This window comes from Oceanibaculum nanhaiense, from assembly GCF_002148795.1.
GTDB lineage: Bacteria > Pseudomonadota > Alphaproteobacteria > Oceanibaculales > Oceanibaculaceae > Oceanibaculum > Oceanibaculum nanhaiense.
Genome location: NZ_MPOB01000005.1, coordinates 348,566 through 366,039 on the forward strand (window position 1 = coordinate 348,566; position 17,474 = coordinate 366,039).

General features: G+C 68.6%; 14 protein-coding genes. 11 read left to right on the plus strand and 3 right to left on the minus strand.

The genetic code is table 11. From position 1 onward, the window contains the following. Position 1: 1 nt before the first annotated feature. The 10 genes from tssF to tssA all read left to right on the plus strand — a co-directional run bounded on the left by tssF (position 2) and on the right by tssA (position 13,041). Complete coding sequence (tssF, locus tag BKM74_RS11345) at positions 2–1,798, plus strand: type VI secretion system baseplate subunit TssF (protein ID WP_086465824.1); 1,797 nt, start codon at positions 2–4, stop codon at positions 1,796–1,798. Next, on the plus strand, positions 1,762–2,844 hold the full coding sequence (gene tssG / locus BKM74_RS11350) for a type VI secretion system baseplate subunit TssG (protein WP_086465825.1): 1,083 nt from the start codon (positions 1,762–1,764) through the stop codon (positions 2,842–2,844). The genes tssF and tssG overlap by 37 nt, the downstream gene beginning before the upstream one ends. Further along, on the plus strand, positions 2,845–4,779 hold the full coding sequence (locus tag BKM74_RS11355) for a type VI secretion system Vgr family protein (protein WP_086465826.1): 1,935 nt from the start codon (positions 2,845–2,847) through the stop codon (positions 4,777–4,779). After that, complete coding sequence (locus BKM74_RS11360; protein WP_086465827.1) at positions 4,776–5,138, plus strand: toxin-antitoxin system YwqK family antitoxin; 363 nt, start codon at positions 4,776–4,778, stop codon at positions 5,136–5,138. Before BKM74_RS11355 ends, BKM74_RS11360 begins: the two co-directional genes overlap by 4 nt. A 1-nt stretch (position 5,139) precedes the next feature. Next, positions 5,140–5,529: a DUF4280 domain-containing protein gene (locus BKM74_RS11365; RefSeq protein WP_086465828.1), complete on the plus strand. Its 390-nt coding sequence runs from the start codon at positions 5,140–5,142 to the stop codon at positions 5,527–5,529. Between the two features lie 8 nt (positions 5,530–5,537). Next, positions 5,538–5,978 (plus strand): hypothetical protein, encoded by a 441-nt coding sequence (locus tag BKM74_RS11370; protein ID WP_086465829.1) that lies wholly within the window; start codon positions 5,538–5,540, stop codon positions 5,976–5,978. A gap of 80 nt (positions 5,979–6,058) precedes the next feature. Next, complete coding sequence (gene tssK, locus BKM74_RS11375; protein WP_086465830.1) at positions 6,059–7,435, plus strand: type VI secretion system baseplate subunit TssK; 1,377 nt, start codon at positions 6,059–6,061, stop codon at positions 7,433–7,435. Next, positions 7,432–8,160 carry a DotU family type IV/VI secretion system protein gene (locus BKM74_RS11380; RefSeq protein WP_086465831.1) on the plus strand — a complete coding sequence of 243 codons (729 nt, stop codon included), beginning with the start codon at positions 7,432–7,434 and terminating at the stop codon, positions 8,158–8,160. The genes tssK and BKM74_RS11380 overlap by 4 nt, the downstream gene beginning before the upstream one ends. A gap of 4 nt (positions 8,161–8,164) precedes the next feature. Beyond that, positions 8,165–11,968, plus strand: a complete 3,804-nt coding sequence (locus BKM74_RS11385; protein ID WP_086465832.1) for a type VI secretion system protein — start codon at positions 8,165–8,167, stop codon at positions 11,966–11,968. Beyond that, positions 11,965–13,041 carry a type VI secretion system protein TssA gene (tssA, locus tag BKM74_RS11390; protein WP_086465833.1) on the plus strand — a complete coding sequence of 359 codons (1,077 nt, stop codon included), beginning with the start codon at positions 11,965–11,967 and terminating at the stop codon, positions 13,039–13,041. The genes BKM74_RS11385 and tssA overlap by 4 nt, the downstream gene beginning before the upstream one ends. Before the next feature lie 11 nt (positions 13,042–13,052). On the opposite strand, the gene BKM74_RS11395 is transcribed toward tssA, so the two are convergent. Further along, a complete protein-coding gene (locus tag BKM74_RS11395; RefSeq protein ID WP_086465834.1) occupies positions 13,053–13,445 on the minus strand; it encodes a VOC family protein in 393 nt (130 codons plus the stop codon). Positions 13,446–13,597: 152 nt separating this feature from the next. Between BKM74_RS11395 and BKM74_RS11400 the strand changes: the two genes are divergently transcribed. Further along, positions 13,598–15,643: a serine/threonine-protein kinase gene (locus BKM74_RS11400; RefSeq protein WP_086465835.1), complete on the plus strand. Its 2,046-nt coding sequence runs from the start codon at positions 13,598–13,600 to the stop codon at positions 15,641–15,643. 27 nt (positions 15,644–15,670) lie between these two features. On the opposite strand, the gene ychF is transcribed toward BKM74_RS11400, so the two are convergent. Together ychF and pth are read right to left on the minus strand one after the other, a co-directional pair. Beyond that, on the minus strand, positions 15,671–16,771 hold the full coding sequence (gene ychF / locus BKM74_RS11405; protein WP_086465836.1) for a redox-regulated ATPase YchF: 1,101 nt from the start codon (positions 16,769–16,771) through the stop codon (positions 15,671–15,673). A 5-nt stretch (positions 16,772–16,776) separates the two neighbouring features. After that, positions 16,777–17,469, minus strand: a complete 693-nt coding sequence (gene pth / locus BKM74_RS11410) for an aminoacyl-tRNA hydrolase (protein WP_086465837.1) — start codon at positions 17,467–17,469, stop codon at positions 16,777–16,779. Positions 17,470–17,474: the final 5 nt, after the last annotated feature.

A 17,474-nucleotide genomic window follows, 5' to 3' on the forward strand; every position in this document is an offset into this window, starting at 1 on the left:
GATGGACGGCTACGAAACGCTGCTGCCCTATTACCAGCGCGAGCTATCCTTCCTGCGCCGGGAAGGGGCGGATTTCGCGCAGCAATACCCACAGATCGCGCGCCGGCTGGACGTGGCGGGTGATACCGTCACCGATCCGGATGTCGAGCGGCTGATCGAATCCGTGGCCTTCCTGACGGCCCGCATCCAGCATGTCATCGACCAGGAATTCCCGATCATCCCGACGGCGATGCTGGATATTCTCTATCCGCAATTCTCGACGCCGATCCCGTCCATGGCCATCGCCCAGTTCCGCCCGCCGGAGGAGGCAGGCAAGCTGACCACCGGCCTGACCGTGGAGCGCGGCCGGCAGTTCTTCGCCGCCAGCGGGGAGAAGGGGGCGCCGGTGGTGCGCTTCCGCACCTGCTATCCGGCGACCATCTGGCCGTTGCAGCCGAGCTATGCCGGCTTCGACGACAGCTATCCCGAGATCGTGCAGGCGGAGCGTGCACGCAGCCTGTTCCGCCTGCGGCTGCGCAGCACCGGCCCCGGCTTCGCGGTGCTGGGGGTGGAGCGGCTGCGGGTCTATCTGGCCGGTATCGAGCTGCTGACCGACCGGCTGTACCAGATGCTGACCTCGGAAATCCGTTGCGTCTATGTGCTGCCCGATGGCGATGCCTCGCGCAGGGTCCGGCTGCCGGCCGCCAGCGTGGAGCCTGTCGGGTTCCGGCCTGACGAGGCGGTGCTGCCGGACATGCCCTACGGCCTCGACGGCTACCGGTTGCTGCTGGAGCTGTTCCAGTTTCCCGACAAGTTCCGGTTCCTCGACTTCACCGGGCTGGATGTGGCGGGCGATGCCACCATGATCGACCTGCTGTTTCCGGTAACCGTGTCGCCGCCGGCGGAAATCCATGCCGACCCTGGTACCTTCCGGCTGGGCTGCACGCCGGTCATCAACCTGTTCCGCGGCGTCAGCCAGCCGATCCGCCTGACCGGGGAGAAGCTCGATTATCCGGTGCTGGCCGATCTTGGCGACCGCGCCTCGGTCGAGGTGCATTCGATCGGCCGGGTTGCCGCCACGCCCGATCCCGACCGGCCGGTCGCCTGGGTGAAGCCCTATTTCGGTTTCGCCGGGCCGGAGGGCCAGGCCGAGGATGGGCTGTACTGGGTCGCCCGCCGCCGCCCGACACGGCTGGCCGGCGTGCCCGGCGACGAGATGGTGCTGAGCTTCGTCGATCCCGCCTTCAAGCCGGCCTTTCCGGCGGACCGCGTGCTCTATGCCCAGCTGCTGTGTACCAACCGGCGGCTTGCCCCCTTCCTGCCGGCGAACCAGCCCTTGCAGCCGGACGAGGCGGCGGTGCCCGGCACCCAGGCGCTGCTGACCGCGCCAACCATGCCGCTGGAACCGGCGACGGACGGTTCATCCCTGTGGCAACTGGTTACGCAGCTGGCCCTCGGGCAGGCCTCGCTGGTCGCCGGCGACGGCGCGGTGCTGCGCCAGTTCCTGCAGCTGTACGAGCTGGACGGGATGGTCTCCAGCAACGTGCTGATCGACGCGCTGGCCGGTGCGACCGCCACGCCCGCAACTTTACGCGCGGCGGATGGCGCCAGCCTGATCCATGGCAGTGACATCACGCTCAGCTTCGACGACACGGTACGGCCGGAAGGCAGCCTCTACATACTGGCCACGGTGCTGGACCGGGTGCTGCCGGTCTTCGCCAGCGCCAACAGCTTCACGCGGCTGTCGGCGCGGCTGCTCAGCAAGGCGGAAAGGTGGAAATCATGGCCGGCCCGGATCGGCGACCGCCCGCTGCTGTGATCGACCGGCTGTTCGCGCAGCCCTGGCGGTTCGAGTTCTGCCAGGCAGTGCGGCTGCTGGAGGCGCTGGTGCGCGCGCCGAAACCAGTCGGCGAATCCGGCAATCCGGAGATGGAGCCGATCCGCTTCCGCGCCGCGCCGACCTTCAGCTTCGAGGGGGCGCCGGTGCGCCATGTCACGCCGCCACTGATATCCCTGACCAGTTCGGCGATGGAGACCTACCTGCGGCAGGATGGCAGCAGTGTCGCGCAGGCCGACATGATCGTCAGCTTCTTCGGCCTCGCCGGCACGGTGGGCGCGCTGCCGCTGGCCGATACCGAAAGGCTGCTGCGTGCGGTGCAGAAGCGCGATCCGGCGATGGCGGATTTCCTGGCGCTGTTCGAGAACCGGCTGATCGCCGTCTATTACCGCGCCCGCAAGGCGCAGCGCCCGGCCTTCGATCCGGTGCCGCCGGAGGACTCGGCGCTGGCCTACTATCTGCAGGCAATCATGGGCTTCGCCCTACCCGGGATTGCCGCCAGTCTGCCACCCGATCTGCGCCGCCGGCTGCTGCCCTTCGCCGGGATGCTGGCCGGGGTGCGCCGCCCTATGGAGGGCTTGCATAAACTGCTGGCCGGCGTGCTTTCCCTGCCGGTCGCCATCGAGGCGCCGGTGCCGCGCATGGCCAGGGTGGCGGTGGATCAGCGCAGCGCGCTCGGCACCCGGCTGGGGCGGTTCCAGGCGCTGGGCAAGAACGCCGTACTGGGCGGGCGGCTGTCGGATGGCGGGCGGACGATCCGGCTCTGGATCGGGCCGCTCGACCGCCCCGCCTATGATGGCTTGCTGCCAGGCGGGCCGGGCTTCGAGATTCTGCGCCGGCTGGCCGGGCTGTATCTTGGCGACGGCTATGCGGTGGAGGTTCGTCCGGTCCTGCATGCCGAGGATGTCAGCGGTGCCAGCCTTTCCGCAAAGTCGGGCGCGCGGCTCGGCCTGACCAGCTGGCTGCTGGGTGGGGCCGCCGATTCGGATGCCTGCGAGGCCCGCTTCGCCCTGCCGGCGGTGCGCTAAATGGCCGGGCCGGTCTTCGCCGCCACGGTGAAGACGCCGCTGTCCGGCGTCGCCTTCACACTGCTGGCGCTGGAGGCGGAGGAAGGCCTGTCCCGGCCCTTCCGCTATCTGGCGACGGTGCGGGCCGACAAGGCGGATGCCGATGTCGCCAGCCTGCTTGGCAAGATCGCCTCGGTCACGCTGACCGCCGATGGCAAGGCGAAGCGGCTGTTCTCCGGCATCGTCGCCGAGGCCGGGCAGCTGGATGCTGACCCGCGCGGCGCCAGCTACCGGCTCGATATCCGCCCCGCGCTCTGGCTGCTTAGCCTCGCCGGCGACTGCCGCATCTTCCAGCAGAAGAGCCTGTCCGACATCGCCAAGACGGTGCTGAAGGCGGATGGGGCGACACGGATATCGGACAAGCTGTCGGGCACCTACGACGCGCTCGATTATGTGGCGCAGTTCGATGAAAGCGACTTCGCCTTCGTCAGCCGCCTGCTGGAACGCGCCGGTATCTTCTATTTCTTCACCCATGCGGAGGAAGGGGAGACGCTGGTGCTGGCCGACGATTCCTCGGCCTTCAAGCCGATTGCCGGCCCTTCGGCGCTGAATTACCGGATGGCGCAGGGCAGCGGGTTGCAGCCCGACGCGGTGTCCTTCCTCAGCAGGTCGGCGCGGATGACGACCGGCACATTCTCGACCGGCGATTATAGCTTCCTCACCCCTTCGACCGATCTGACGGTGACGTCCAAGGGCAAGGGCAGCGACGTCACCCGTTATCTTTATCCCGGCGGCTACGAGAAGCGCGACGCGGGCGATGCCATCGCCAAGCACCAGATCCAGGCGCTGGACGCGGATGCCGTGCAGCTTGCCGGGGAAAGCGCCTGCCCGACCCTGCTGCCCGGCGCCACAATCAGCATCCAGGGCTATGGCGATGCCAAGGTGAACGGGAAGTATGTGCTGATCTCGGTCAGCCATATCTTTACCGAGGATGGCTACCGCAACCGCTTCACCGCACTGCCCGCCGATACGGTGATTCGGCCGCTGGCGCTGACCCCGCGTCCGCGCATCGCCGGGCTGCAAACGGCGAAGGTGGTCGGCAAGCAGGGCGAGGAAATCTGGACCGACAAGTATGGCCGCATCAAGGTCCAGTTCCCCTGGGACCGGCAGGGCAAGTCGGACGAGAACAGCTCCTGCTGGATCAGGGTCGTGCAGGGCTGGGCCGGTAAGGGCTGGGGCCATCTGTTCGTGCCGCGCATCGGCATGGAGGTGATGGTCGCCTTCGTCGATGGCGACCCCGACCGGCCACTGGTGGTGGGCGCGCTCTACAATGCCGAGCAGACAGTTCCCGTCACCCTGCCGGGCGACCAGACCAAGAGCACGATAAAGACCAACTCCTCCAAGGGCGGCGGCGGTTTCAACCAGATCCTGTTCGACGACGCGAAGGACAAGGAGCTGATCTATCTGCACGCCCAGAAGGACATGACGTCGGAGGTGCTGCACAACCGGACTGCGACAGTCACGCAGGACGAGAAACTGACTGTCTCCAAGGGCGACCGCACGGTGGAGGTCTCAGAGGGCAAGGAGACGCACAGTGTGAAGAAGACCCGCGACGTGACGGTCACGGGCAAGGAGACGCACACCAACAAGGCGGATTTCGACCACACGGTGGACGGCAATATGAGCCTCACCGTGAAGGGCAATTACAGCCTGACCGTGCAGGGCTCCATCACCATCAAGGCGACCGGTGCCGTCACCATCGAGAGCAGCACTGGGGCGGTCACGGTGAAGGCAGCGCAGAGCCTCGAGACCTCCGGGATGACGATCTCCAACAAGGCGACGACCAGCCTGACCAACGATGGCGGCATGTCGATCACCAACACCGCGCAGGGCAAGGCCGCGCTGGAGAGCAGCGGCATGGTCACGATCAACGGCGCGATGGTGAAGATCAATTGAGCGCGCCCGAGCCTCATACCGAGCCCCTCCTGCTGCTGGACGCCAAGGGCCGGCCGGAGGTCGAGGGCCAGACGCTCGATGGCAAGCTGGACGGGCTGGTGCGCTTCTACGCGGATGGGCGGCTGGCGATGACGGCGACCTACCGGACCGGCGCGCTGGACGGGCCGATGGTGAGCTATGGGGCGGACGGGGCGGTGCTGGCGGAGATGCTCTATCGCGACGGCGAGAAGATTTCCGAGACAACGCCTCCGCCCCCGCAACCAGCGCCCGCTCCGCCGCCCGCCGAACCGCCTGGTCTGCTCCAGCTGCTGAAGCAATGGCTGGCGATAAAGCTGAAACCCGCGAAAGGAGGTCACTGACATGGCGATGCAGGTCTGTGCCGGGGCCATGCTGATGTGCAGCTTCGGCGTCGCGCCGGCGGCGCTGTCGGTGCTGCCGACCAACCGGGTGATGGCAGGCGGGCCGCCGGCGGCTACCATCATGGACCATATCCCCATCGTGAACATTCCGCCCTTCGGCATGTGCACCAGCCTCGCCAACCCGACTGTCGCGGCGGCCACGACGGCGGCTTTCGGCGTGCTGACGCCGATGCCCTGCGTGCCGGTGGTGCCGGCACCCTGGGTGCCCGGTGCGCCGACGGTGCTGATCGGCTCGATGCCGGCGCTCGACAACAACTGCAAGGCGATGTGCACCTGGGCCGGTGTCATCCAGATCACCGTGCCGGGCCAGTTCACGGTGATGGTGCCATGAGGGGGGCCATGAGGGCGCTTCTGTTCCTGCTGGTCCTCGCCGTCGCGGCCTGCGCGTCGAAGCCGCCGCCCTTGAAGACCAGCCAGCTCTATCTCGCCATCGCCCCCGACGCGAATAGCAACAGCGCCTTCCGGCTGGATGTGATCCTGACCTCCGACCCGGCACTGGCCGCCGAGATTCTGGCGTTGACCCCCGCCGCCTGGTTCGCCCAGCGCCAGCAGATGGCCGCCCTGCACGCCACGACGCTGAAGGTGGTCGGGGCGGAGCTGGTGCCCGGCCAGGCTTACGGACCGGTCGCCCTCAAGGCGAAGTTCCGCATCACCAGCGGGCTGGTGGCGGTCGGCTATGACAGGGCGGCGGCCGGCTTTGCCGTGCTGGGCGCCAACGCGTCGGAGTTGCTGACGCTGAGCCGCAGCGGATTCGCGCTCTCGGCGGCGGCGGGAAAATGAGTGGAAAAGCCTATAGTCATACACGCGCATAAGTAGTATTTCTAAATGAATACACCCGTAACTACTTCGGACCTGCCGGCATGAGTGAGTCGCCGCGGACCATTCCTCCGCTGCCCCTGAAATGGTGGGAAGGCATGCTGCTGGCCCCGCAGCACATGCAGCAGCAGGGGCTGCGGCAGGAGATGCTGGTCGCCTATCAGGCCGGGCTGCTGGCGCCCTGCGCCTGGGGTGTGGTGCGGCTGGAAAGCTCGGCCGACGCCGATGGCGGTATCGTGCCGGATGGGCGCATCGCCATCACCGCGCTGGAGGCGATCCTGCCGGATGGCACGGCGGTATCGCATGGGCCAGGATCGAACGGTGTGGCTTCGCCAGTCTCGTTGTCGCTCGACCTCGGGCCGGTGCTGCCGGCGGTGGAGGGGCGCAGCCTGCGCCTCTATCTCACCCTGCCGCTGCGCCATGCTGGTGATGTCGCGCCGGACAGCGGCGCGCGCTTCGTGCCGGTGGTGCAGCGCGCGGTGCCGGACGAGAACACCGACGCCGACCCGATCGAGCTGACGCGCCTCGCTCCGGCGCTGGCGCTGTCCGCCGGGCCGCCGCCGGCCGACCGCTATGTCGGGCTACCGCTGATGGAGATCGCCTACCGCAACGGCGCCTACCGCATCGGCGCCTATGTGCCGCCCGGCCTGCTTTGCCCGTCCGGCGGCACGCTGCAAAGCTTGTGCGCCGGTATTGCCGACAAGCTGCGTCGGCAGGCCGGCGGGCTGACCGCGCTGGCCGGGCTGTCGGCAACCGACTGGCGTGCTGCGATGGCGGGGGAGGCGGCGGCGGAACTGCGCGGGCTGGCTGCCGGGCTGCCGGGTTTCGAGGCGCTGGTGTTCGGCCCGCCGGTGCATCCCTACAGGCTCTATCTCGGCCTGACCGTCCTGGCCGGCGCGGTCGCCGCCGCCGTGCCGGGCACGCTGCCGCCGCGCTTTCCGGCTTACGACCACACGGACGCGCTGCCCTGCTTCCAGGCGGTGGCCAGCTTTGTCGAGGCGACACTGGCCGGCCTCGGTGGCGGCTGGCGGGCGGTACCGTTCGAGACGGGCGAGGAGGGCGGCTTCCGGCTGGAGATTCAGGCGGAGTGGCTGGCCGCAGGTCTGGTCATCGGCGTGTTGCCGCCGGAGGGCGCGGATATCGAGACCGCGCACCGCTATATGGGCGCCTGCCTGATCGGCAGCGAATCGCGATTGCAGGGCTTGCGCAAGCGCCGCGTGCTGGGGGCGGGGCGGCAGCGCGTGGCGGAGCGGGACGCGCTGTCCATCGCCCGCCGGCCCGACATGGCGGTCTATCGCGTGCAGCCGGAAGGCGAGATCGTGGCCGGGGAGGCCCTTGCCATCGGCATTTTCCAGGCGGAAGCCTCGGTGAACCCGCCCGCCGGCATCGTGCTGTTCCTGCCGCCGGAGAAAACCGGATGAGTGCCGCCGACGCCTTTCTGCTGAACGGGTTCCGCGGCTATTACGACGCGTTGGAGGACTGGCGTGTGAAGGCGCTGGCCAGCGCTGATCCGGCGCGGCGGCAGGATATCCAGGCCGATCTCGCGGCGCGGCTGGATACGCTGGCGTCCGAGGCGCGGCAGCGGGGCGGGGAGCGGCTGGGCGAGATGCAGGACCGCGCCGCCTATCCAATGGTGGCGTTAACCGACGAAGTCTTCGTCTATCTCGACTGGCCGGGTGAGGGCGACAGGGGTGGTGACTGGCTCAGCCATCTGTTCGAGCAGCGCTATTGCCGCAGCCATGTGGCGGGGGAAGAGGTCTTCGCCCGCATCGACGCGCTGGAACGCGAGGGGGCGGCGGGACTGCCCGCAGCGCTGGCGCGGATCTTCCTGCAGGTGCTGGGGCTGGGGTTCGAGGGCCGCTATCGCTGCCAGTCGGACGGGGCGGCGGTGCTGCGCCGCTACCGCCAGCGTCTGGCGCGGCTGGCCTTTGCCGGCAGGCCGCCGCTCTCATCGCCGAATGGCAGGCTGACGCCGGAGGCCTATCAGCACATTCTGGACCCGCCGCCGCCTGTCCCGCCGCCCGGGCCGGCACGCTGGGCCGGCTGGCTGCTGCTGACGCTCGCTGGCCTCTTTGCGTGCTCGGCGCTGGTCTGGCTGCTCGCCGTCTGGCCGCTGCTGCGGGCGCTCGCCCTGCTGCCGGGCTGATGCCATGGCGGCGCAATTCCTTGCCTATCTGAAGGATGTGCCCGGCTGGGCCTGGGGCGTGCTGGGACTCCTGCTCGTGCTGCTGGCGGGCGGCGCGCTCTGGTGGTGGCTGACGCACCGCAAGCAGCCGGACAGCGCCACGACGACGACCGATATGGCGCTGGCGGCGCTGAAGCAGGCGGTGCCGCAGGCTGCCGCGCGGGCGGCCCTACCCTGGGTCGCGCGGATCGGCCCTGACCTGCCGGGCCTCGCCGGCATTCCCGGCATGGCGCCCGATTTCGTGGAACCGGCGGCGGTGCCGAAGGACGGCGCGATGCGCTGGTGGGGCGTGCCGGGTGGCGTCATCATCGATTTGCCCTGGACCGCCGAGCCTTTCGACGCGGCGCTGAAAGCCCTTGTCGCGGCACGGCCGGACCGGCCGCTCGACGCGGTGCTGCTGACCTTGCCGGCCGCCGCGCTGGATGCTGATCCCACGCTGGCGACGACGCTGCGCGCACGGCTGATGGACGCCTGCCGGGAATCGGGCATGCGCCTGCCCATCTATCTGCTGCTGGACGGGGCGGAAGGGCTGGCGGGCTTCCCGGAAGTCGCCCTGGCCCTGCCGGAGGTACGCCGCGCGGACATGCTGGGCTGGTCGGTTCCGGTCGGCATCGCGGCGCCCTACGATCCGGCCTGGCCGGGCACCGCGCTGCGGGAGACCGCCATCGCGCTGGGCGATACGGTGGCGGCGCTGTTCGGGGCGGATGATGCCCTGCCGGACCCGGAGGCCGCCTATCGCCTGCCAGAGCGGATAAGCGCGCTCGCCGGTCCCGCCTCGGCGCTGGCCGGGACGATCTTCACACCGGGCGTGCAGCCAGCGCCCTACGGGCTGCGCGGGCTCTACCTCGCCGGAACGGTACCGGGCACGCGTTTCTTCCTGGCCGATCTGCTGCGCCGGAAGATCTTTGCCGAGACCGGCCTGGCTGTTCCTTTATCGGGTCACGCGCCTCGGCAAAGCTGGCAGGTGCAGGCGCTGCGCGCGGCGACCGTCACAGTAGCGGTGGTCGGGCTGGCTGGCATGATCTGGTCGGCGGTCGGCCTCAGCCGTGCCGCCACCGACATGGCGGGCATTGTCACGCAGCTGCGCGATGATCTCACCCGGATTGATCGGCAGTCGTCTGTTGGGCAACCGCCCGACCGCGACACGCTGGCCGGCATGGTGCAGCGGCTGGTAGCGGCGCTGGACGCGGCGCAATCGGACCGGCTGCGCTATGCCTTCCTGCCGGTGTCCTGGTTCGATCCGTTGTCGCCTGCCCTCTCGGACGCGGCGGAGCAGGGCTTCGGGCGGATCGTACTGGCGGCGATCCGCGCCGGGCTGGAGGCGGAGGCGCTGGCGCTGGCCGACCCGGCCACGCCGCTCTCGGTGCCGAGGCCGGCGGCGGAGGCCAAGGGGTTTCCGTCGCTGCAGAACTATCTGGCGGTATCGGCCTATCTCGATGAGGTGGCGTCGTTCGAGGCGCAGCTGGCGCTCTATGACGGGCTTGCCGGGCCGGACCGGGCGCAGAACCTCTCCACCCTGATGAAGGAGTTGCTGTCGGTCGATCTCGATCCCGCCATCGTCACTTCCCGCCCGCCGCTGATGGCGGGGCTGGCGGCGGCGCGGCAGGCGGCGGGGACTTTCCCGCTGGCACCCTATCGGCCGGGCGTGCGGACGCGGCTTGACGGGCTGATGAGCGCGTTCCTGCAAACGGATTATGCCGGCAACACCTTGCAGGCGGCGCTGGCGCCGGTCGCTGCTGACATGGCGGCGATTACCGGATCGGCGCAGAGCGGCAAGCCGACCGCGCTCGACCGGCTGCAAGCGGGGCTGGATGCTGCTACCAAGCTGGTGTCTTCGGGCACGGTTGCCTATCTGGCGCTCGATCCGGCCAGGGACGCGGACGCCACGGCACTGACCGGGCGGATGGCGCAATCGGCGCTGCTGGGCGAGACTACGGCCACAGCGGAACAGGCGCGCTGGGTGAAGGCCGCCACCGACGCGCGCGCCGCACTGACGGCCTTGAAGGCGCCGGGCTACCCATCCTTCGTGAGTATCGGAAATGCTGTCGCGCTCGACCCGGCGATGGATGCGCTGGCGACGGCGCTCGATGCGCTCTACGCCCAGCCCTTCATGGCGGCGGGGCAGGCGCGCAAGCTGCCCGCCAGCCTGACCGAGGGCAGTGCGGCGTTTTGGGATCCGGCCCCGCTGGCCGAGGCGAAGACTGCCGCAACATCCTATGCCGGCACGGTGAAGCCGCCGGCGGGTATCGCCGCGCCGCTGGCGTCGGAGGTGGCGGCGCTGATGGCGCTGCGCGCCTCCGTCACTATCGAGGACCGGCTGGCCGGATCGCTCGCCCAGCGCGCCCCGGCGGGCAAGACACTTCCTGAATTGCAAACGGAAGCGTCGGCCTTCTCCGCCGCCGCCGCCGACCTGGAGGCGGTGCTGACCGCGCTGACAACGGGACGGCTGCTACCGCTGCGGCTCGATCTCGGCGCGATCCTGCGCGATCAGGCGGACTCGCTGCTCGCCCGCACCGACGCGCTGCAAGCGGCGAATGCGGATTACGCCACGGTCGATGGCGACGCGTTTGGCTGGTGGGACGGCAAGGCAGCGCTGGGCTATCGCGGCTTCGGGCTGGACAGTCAGGCGGTCATGCAGGCGCTGCTGACCCGCAATCAGGAGTATATCGGCCTGCTGAGCAACCAGCTGGCCGGACCGGTGCTGGATTTCCTCGGCAAGGCGGGCAGCGCCCTGCCGCCGGGCGACGCGCAGGCGCTGGAGGCGAAATGGGCGGGCATTGCGGCGGCCCTGGCGGCGATGGCCGCGAAGCAGCCGACCGCGACCATGGCGGTACTGAACGGCTTCATTCTGGAGACCATGCCGGCAATCACGCTTTCCACCTGCGCCAGCGCCATCACGCCCGCAATGCTGGCGGCTTCCCCCGCTGATTATTTCGATGCCCGAAGGTTGACGCTGATGCGTGGCATATCGAACCGTTGCACAGCGCTGGCACAGAGCGATGTGGCCGGCGGCTACGACGCGCTGGTGACGCAGTTCCGCACCCGCGTGGAGGGCAAGTATCCCTTCGCGGCGGCGGACCGGCTGCAGGAGGTGACTCCTGCCGACCTGCTGGCGCTGCTGCGCGCCTATGATGCGCTGCCGGCAAACGCGGCGGAGGTGCTGCGCGGGCAGGGCGAGGCGGATGCCGCCGCTTTCGTGAGTGCCATCGGGCATGTGCGGGCGCTGTTCCCTGCCTTTGACGGCAGCGCGCCGCCCAGCCTCGGCCTGCTGCTGACGCCGCGCAGCAACCGCGACTATGAACGCGGCGGCAACCAGCTGATCGACTGGCGCATCGCGGTCGGCGACGAGACGCTGTCCGGCGTGCCTGCGGCACCATCGCCACTGGTGTGGGAGGCGGGGGATGCCGTCACCATCACCCTGCGCATCGCCGCCAACGGGCCGCTGAGCCCTGCCCCGGCCGGGCAGCAGCCGGCGGCCAGCGTCAGCGGTGAGGCCGTGACCTACAGCTTCGGCGGCAGCTGGGCCGCCTTTCGTGCCTGGCAGGCACAGCGCGGCACGGCGGCGGATTTCCCGCCCGGCAGCCCGGCCCTGGAAACCAGCTGGCGCTTCGTGATCGCCACGCAGAATACGCAAGGGGCGGCAGGCGATCCGGTGCGCGTCTATGCCTCCGCCGTGCCCTTCGCGCCGGCAGACAAGACCCGCGCGCCGCTGGCCCTGCCAGCCTTCCCCACCAGCGCGGCCGATCTAAAGGCCGGAGGTACGCAATGAAACAGGTCTGGTCGCATCTGCCGGATATCGACCGGGCGGCGCTGCTGCGCCCGATCTCTCGCAAATCACCCTGCGGTGCCGCCCCGCGCGAGACTGGCGTCAGCGACCCGATCCGCCGGCTGCGCCAACAGGGGCACGATAATCCGGAGGTCACCGACTGGGCCGGCATCGAGGAAGCTTGCCTCGCCGCGCTGGCCGGGCGCGCGAAGGATATCGAGATCGCCGCCTGGCTGACCGAAGCGCTGCTCTACCGGCGCGGTGCGGCGGGGCTGGCGGCGGGGCTGGACCTCATCGCCTGCTATGCCGAACGCTTCTGGGACAAGGTGCATCCGCTGCCCGAGGATGGCGACTTCGATTACCGCGTGGCCCCGCTGGACTGGCTCGACCGGCTGTCGGTGCCGGTGCGCCTGATCCCGCTGACCGCGCCCGCCGAGCCGGGCGTGCCGCCCTATGGCCTGCATGACTGGGAGATGGCCGGGCATCTGGCGCAACTCGCGCGCAGCGACCCGAAACGGCACCAGCGCGAACGCCAGGCCGGCGCGGTCGCGGCGGAGGATATCGAACTCAGCCTGATGCTGACACCGGATGGTTTCCTGCGCGATCAGGCGGTTTTGTTCGCCGCCGCCGCGGCGCGGCTGGCCGATCTGTCCGCCCTGCTGGAGGAGAAGGGCGCGGACGGTTTCTCCGGCCTGCCGGCGCTGTCCCGCACCATCGCCGCCTGCCGGCATTTCCTCGACTCCGCGCTGGCCGCCCGGCCGGATGCGGCGTTGGCGCCGGAAGAGGAAGCGCCAGCGCCCGAGGGTTCACACCTAGGGGGGCACCCGGCGGCCGCGCTGACGCTGTCCGTGCCCGAGGAGGGCAGCTTCGTGGAAATCCGCAACCGCGAGGAGGCCTACCGGCTGCTGGCGCTGGCCGCCGACTATCTGATGCGGGCCGAGCCGCACAGCCCCGCCCCCTATCTGGTGCGCCGCGCCATCGCCTGGGGCGGCATGAGCCTGCCGCAGCTGCTCACCGAACTGCTCGACGGCGACACTGACATCGCGCGGCTGCGGCGGTTGCTGGGGTTGCCTTGATGTTGCTCCCCTCAACGCCCGCGCGGCTTCGGCCAGTCGGGGCTGCGGAATTCCTGGATTTCCAGCAGATAGCCGTTGGGGTCGCGCAGGAAGGAGGAATAGACCTTGAATTCCTCGCTGTAGCGCGGCGGTGCCTCGTAGATCACGCCCTTGGCGGTCAGGTAGTCGTACCAGCCATCGACATCCGGCGAGACGATGGTCAGCACCACGCCGTTCGGCTCCTTGGCGCGGACCTCACGGGCGCAGATACCGACGAAACTGTCCGGTCCGAGGCGGTAGATCCGGCAGGCCCCCTGGTCCAGCACCATCTCCAGCCCCAGCGTCTGCCCGTAGAAGCGGGCGCTTTTCTCAAGGTCCCAGCTGTAGAGGAAGGTGACCTGCTGGTCGATCGGCGGGCGGTTCATGGCGGCGCTTTCCCCTGTTCGGCATATGGCTCTTTAAGGTGGCCCCAAAAATTAGCGGCTGCTGTCAGATTATGATAGATTCTTTCAATTGAATCAGGGGTACGGCATAACAAGCGCCGACATAAATCGGGCAGGACAGGGTTACGGCATAGATGGCGGCCGCCGAGGACATCGAAAAGGGCACGCCCGGCTCCGACCAGGAGCTGGAACAATCGGCGCGTACCGAAGGGCTGAATTTCGACATCCAGCTGAACCAGCCGCTGGCGCAATTCTCGCGCCTGGGCACGCCCGCCTATGCCGCCGAATCGAAGGTGGGGGCCGCCGGGCGCTTCTACGCCATGGTGCTGGACCCCGATTATCCGCCGCGTACCAAGGCACTGCGGGGCTTACGCGGCGTGCGCATGCCGGGCCTGACCTGGCTGGAGGAATGGGCGGTGGTGCCCTGGCCGGCGGCGAACGGGGCGCAGCGGCTGATCTGCGTGTTCCGCCGGCCGAACGGCGACCCGCTGATGGATGGCCGCTACATGGCGCCCGCACCGATGCCGGAACGCCAGGTGATGGTAGATGTGGTGCAGCCGGTGCTGGAGACGCTGCTCGACCTGTTCCGCCTGGGGCTGACGCATGGCGCCATCCGGCCGAATAATCTGTATCGCTGCCGCGACCAGGGCCGTGTCGTGCTGGGCGAATGCCTGTCGGTGCCGCCCGGCGCCGACCAGCCGGAAATATTCGAGCCGCTGGACCGCGCCGCGACCGAGCCGCTGACACGGGGCGAGCCGGCGATGAGCGACGATGTCTATGCGCTGGGCATGACGGCGGCGTTCCTGCTGGTCGGCAAGCATCCGGCGCCTGAGCAGAACGCCAAGGCGCTGCTGCGCAAGCGGGTCGAGGGGGCGAGCTTCATGCTGCTGTCGGAGCGGCACCGCCTGCCCTACAGCATGCTGGAATTCCTGCGCGGCACGCTGCAGGACGATTCGCGCGACCGCTGGACGCTGATGGACATCGATGCCTGGCTGAAGGATGGCACGATTCCGAAGACCAAGCTGCACCTGCCGAAGATGGCCGGCTGGCCGATGGAGTTCCTGGGCGAGCCGCACACCACGCTGCGCTCGCTCGCCTATACGGTTGCCCGCTCGACCGATATCGAGGGCGCCAAGGACTTCCTGCTCAGCCGCAAGTTCCGCAACTGGATGGCGCGCGGGCTGGACGAGGAGCGCATGCTGCCGGCGCTCGATGCGCTGTTCGGCGAGCGTGAGGAAAAGAGCATCGACAAGATGGCCGAGGCGGTGTCCCTGGCCTGCATGCAGCTGAACCCCCAGGCGCCGCTGCACTATAAGGGGCTGGCGGTGAATCCCGCCGGCATGGGAACGGCGCTGTCGTCGCAGTATGATGACCCGGCCTTCCGTGCCCGTCTCATCGAGATGGTGAAAAGCAACATACCGCTGCGCTGGCTGGGCGCGCAGTCGGATGCCGATGGCTATATCGGCGTGCACAAGCTGCTGACCAAGGCGCAGGGGCTGGCGTCGCGCAGCGGCTGGGGCTTCGGTGTGGAGCGCGCGCTGTACGAAATGCAGCCGATGGCGCGCTGCCGCAGCACGCTGTTGAACAAGTATCTGGTGTACCGGGTGGAGGCGATCCTGCCGGCGCTGGAAGAGGCGGCGGCGGCGGCCAAGGAACCCTTCCTGCCGGTGGACAAGCATCTGGTTGCCTTCGTCATGTCGCGCCGGCGCGATTTCTCCATCGGCCTGCTGGAAGGGCTGGACGGCGCTGACGAATTCGCCAAGGCCCAGGCGGCGCTGCGCTTCCTCTCCTTCCTGGAGGAGAAGACGGAAAATTCCGATGGCTGGCCGGAACTGGCGCGCATGCTGGGCGGCATGCTGCAGCCTGGCATCGACCGCATCCTGCGGCCGCGCCGCAAGGCGGAGCTGCAGCGCAAGACCGACAAGGCGATGGAAGAGGGCAAGCTGTCGGCCCTGCAGGAAGTGTTCAGGCAGGGCGGGCTGTTCGAGCAGGACCAGCGCGAGTTCAAGGATGCCAGCTTCCGCTGGCGGCTGAACCAGACACAGATCCTGTCGGCGGAGAATGACGAGAGGCTGCTGGTTCAGCGCGCCGGGGAACTGGGCAGCCGCATCGCCTTCTTCATCACCGTCAGCCTGTCCTTTATCAGCGTCGCCGGCATCATGGTGTTCATGCTGATCTGATGCCGCCGGCGCGGCCCCGCGACGGGGTCAGACGTTGAAGCGGAAGTGGAAGATGTCGCCATCCTTCACGAGATATTCCGAGCCTTCGACGCGCAGCTTGCCGGCATCCTTGGCGCCCTGCTCACCGCCGCAGGCGATGAAATCCTCATAGGCGATGGTCTCGGCCCGGATGAAGCCGCGCTCGAAATCGCTGTGGATGACGCCGGCAGCTTCCGGCGCCTTGGCGCCCTTGCGCACGGTCCAGGCGCGGGTTTCCTTCGGTCCGGCGGTGAAGAAGGTTAAAAGCTCGAGCAGCGAATAGCCGGCGCGGATGACGCGGGCGAGGCCGGCTTCCTCCAGACCCAGCGAGGACAGGAACTCCTCGCGGTCGGCGCTGTCCTTGATCTGCGCGATCTCGGCCTCGATGGCGGCGGAGATGACGACGCTGGTCGCACCTTCGGCCTTGGCCTTGGCGGCGACCTTCTCGGACAGGGCATTGCCGGTGGCCGCCTCGTCTTCCGAGACGTTGCACAGATAGAGCACCGGCTTGGAGGTGATGAGCTGCAGCTGCTTCACCGCCTTCTGCTCGTTCTCGGCAAACTTGACGGTGCGGGCCGGCTGGCCTTCACGCAGCGCCGCCAGGATCGGCTCGATGATCTCCATCTGCGCCTTGGCGTCCTTCTCGCCGCTCTTGGCCTTCTTGGACAAGGGCAGGGCGCGGCGCTCCAGGCTGTCGAGGTCGGAGAGCATCAGTTCGGTCTCGACCGTGTCGGCATCGCGGATCGGATCGACCGAGCCCTCGACATGGGTGATGTCGCCGGATTCGAAACAGCGCAGCACATGGACGATGGCGTCCACCTCGCGGATATTGCCGAGGAACTGGTTGCCCAGCCCTTCGCCCTTGCTGGCACCGCGTACCAGCCCGGCGATATCGACGAATTCAAGCTGCGTCGGCAGGATCTTGGCCGATCCTGCCAGCTTGGCGATGGCGTCGAGACGCGGATCGGGCACGGCGACGCGGCCGGTGTTCGGCTCGATGGTGCAGAACGGATAGTTCGCGGCTTCGGCGGCGGCAGTTGCCGTCAGCGCGTTGAACAGGGTCGATTTGCCGACATTCGGCAAGCCGACGATGCCACAGTTGAAACCCATCGGTTCTAGTCCTTGGTTTCGAGGGTCGGCGCGTGGCCGGCCTCCGGGGTTTCGGCGGCCGGCGCGGTGCCGGTCTCCGGGTTTTTCGGTTTGGGCGGCGCCTTGGGCGGGGGCGGGAACACGGCGTGGGTGACCTTGCTCATGAAGTGCCCCTCATCCCGCCCGGGGCCCTCACCCTGCAACAGAATGTCGATATGGGCGGCCACCGCGTCGAGCAGCGGCACCAGCCAGGCTTTCTGTTCGGCCTTGGCGAAATCGTTCAGCACCCAGGCCAGCACCTTGTCCTTGTCGCCGGGATGACCGATGCCAAGGCGGATGCGCCAATATTCCTTGCCGATGGCGGCGTCGATGGAGCGCAGGCCGTTATGGCCGCCATGCCCGCCGCCGAGCTTCACCTTGATCTTGCCGGGCTTCAGGTCCAGCTCGTCATGGACGATGAACACATCCTGCGGCGGCAGCTTGAAGAAGCGCACCGCCTCGCCGATCGAATGGCCGGAATTGTTCATATAGGTCAGCGGCTTCAGCGCCAGCACCTTGTGGCCGGCGATCAGCCCTTCGGATGCCAGACCCTGGAAGCGCGCGCGCCACGGGCCGAAGCCATGGCGGCGGACAATCTCGTCCACCGCCATGAATCCGATATTGTGACGCTGGTTCGCATGGCCCGGGCCGGGATTGCCGAGGCCGGCAAGGAGCAGCATGGCGA

Excerpts from the sequence above, each read along its gene's own strand:
- BKM74_RS11385 (WP_086465832.1), top strand. The coding sequence starts at position 8,165 with ATGGCGGCGCAATTCCTTGCCTATCTGAAGGATGTGCCCGGCTGGGCC.
- tssK (WP_086465830.1), top strand. The coding sequence starts at position 6,059 with ATGAGTGAGTCGCCGCGGACCATTCCTCCGCTGCCCCTGAAATGGTGG.
- tssG (WP_086465825.1), top strand. The coding sequence starts at position 1,762 with ATGGCCGGCCCGGATCGGCGACCGCCCGCTGCTGTGATCGACCGGCTG.
- ychF (WP_086465836.1), bottom strand. The coding sequence starts at position 16,771 with ATGGGTTTCAACTGTGGCATCGTCGGCTTGCCGAATGTCGGCAAATCG.
- BKM74_RS11365 (WP_086465828.1), top strand. The coding sequence starts at position 5,140 with ATGGCGATGCAGGTCTGTGCCGGGGCCATGCTGATGTGCAGCTTCGGC.
- BKM74_RS11355 (WP_086465826.1), top strand. The coding sequence starts at position 2,845 with ATGGCCGGGCCGGTCTTCGCCGCCACGGTGAAGACGCCGCTGTCCGGC.
- BKM74_RS11395 (WP_086465834.1), bottom strand. The coding sequence starts at position 13,445 with ATGAACCGCCCGCCGATCGACCAGCAGGTCACCTTCCTCTACAGCTGG.
- tssF (WP_086465824.1), top strand. The coding sequence starts at position 2 with ATGGACGGCTACGAAACGCTGCTGCCCTATTACCAGCGCGAGCTATCC.
- BKM74_RS11370 (WP_086465829.1), top strand. The coding sequence starts at position 5,538 with ATGAGGGCGCTTCTGTTCCTGCTGGTCCTCGCCGTCGCGGCCTGCGCG.
- pth (WP_086465837.1), bottom strand. The coding sequence starts at position 17,469 with ATGCTGCTCCTTGCCGGCCTCGGCAATCCCGGCCCGGGCCATGCGAAC.
- tssA (WP_086465833.1), top strand. The coding sequence starts at position 11,965 with ATGAAACAGGTCTGGTCGCATCTGCCGGATATCGACCGGGCGGCGCTG.
- BKM74_RS11380 (WP_086465831.1), top strand. The coding sequence starts at position 7,432 with ATGAGTGCCGCCGACGCCTTTCTGCTGAACGGGTTCCGCGGCTATTAC.
- BKM74_RS11400 (WP_086465835.1), top strand. The coding sequence starts at position 13,598 with ATGGCGGCCGCCGAGGACATCGAAAAGGGCACGCCCGGCTCCGACCAG.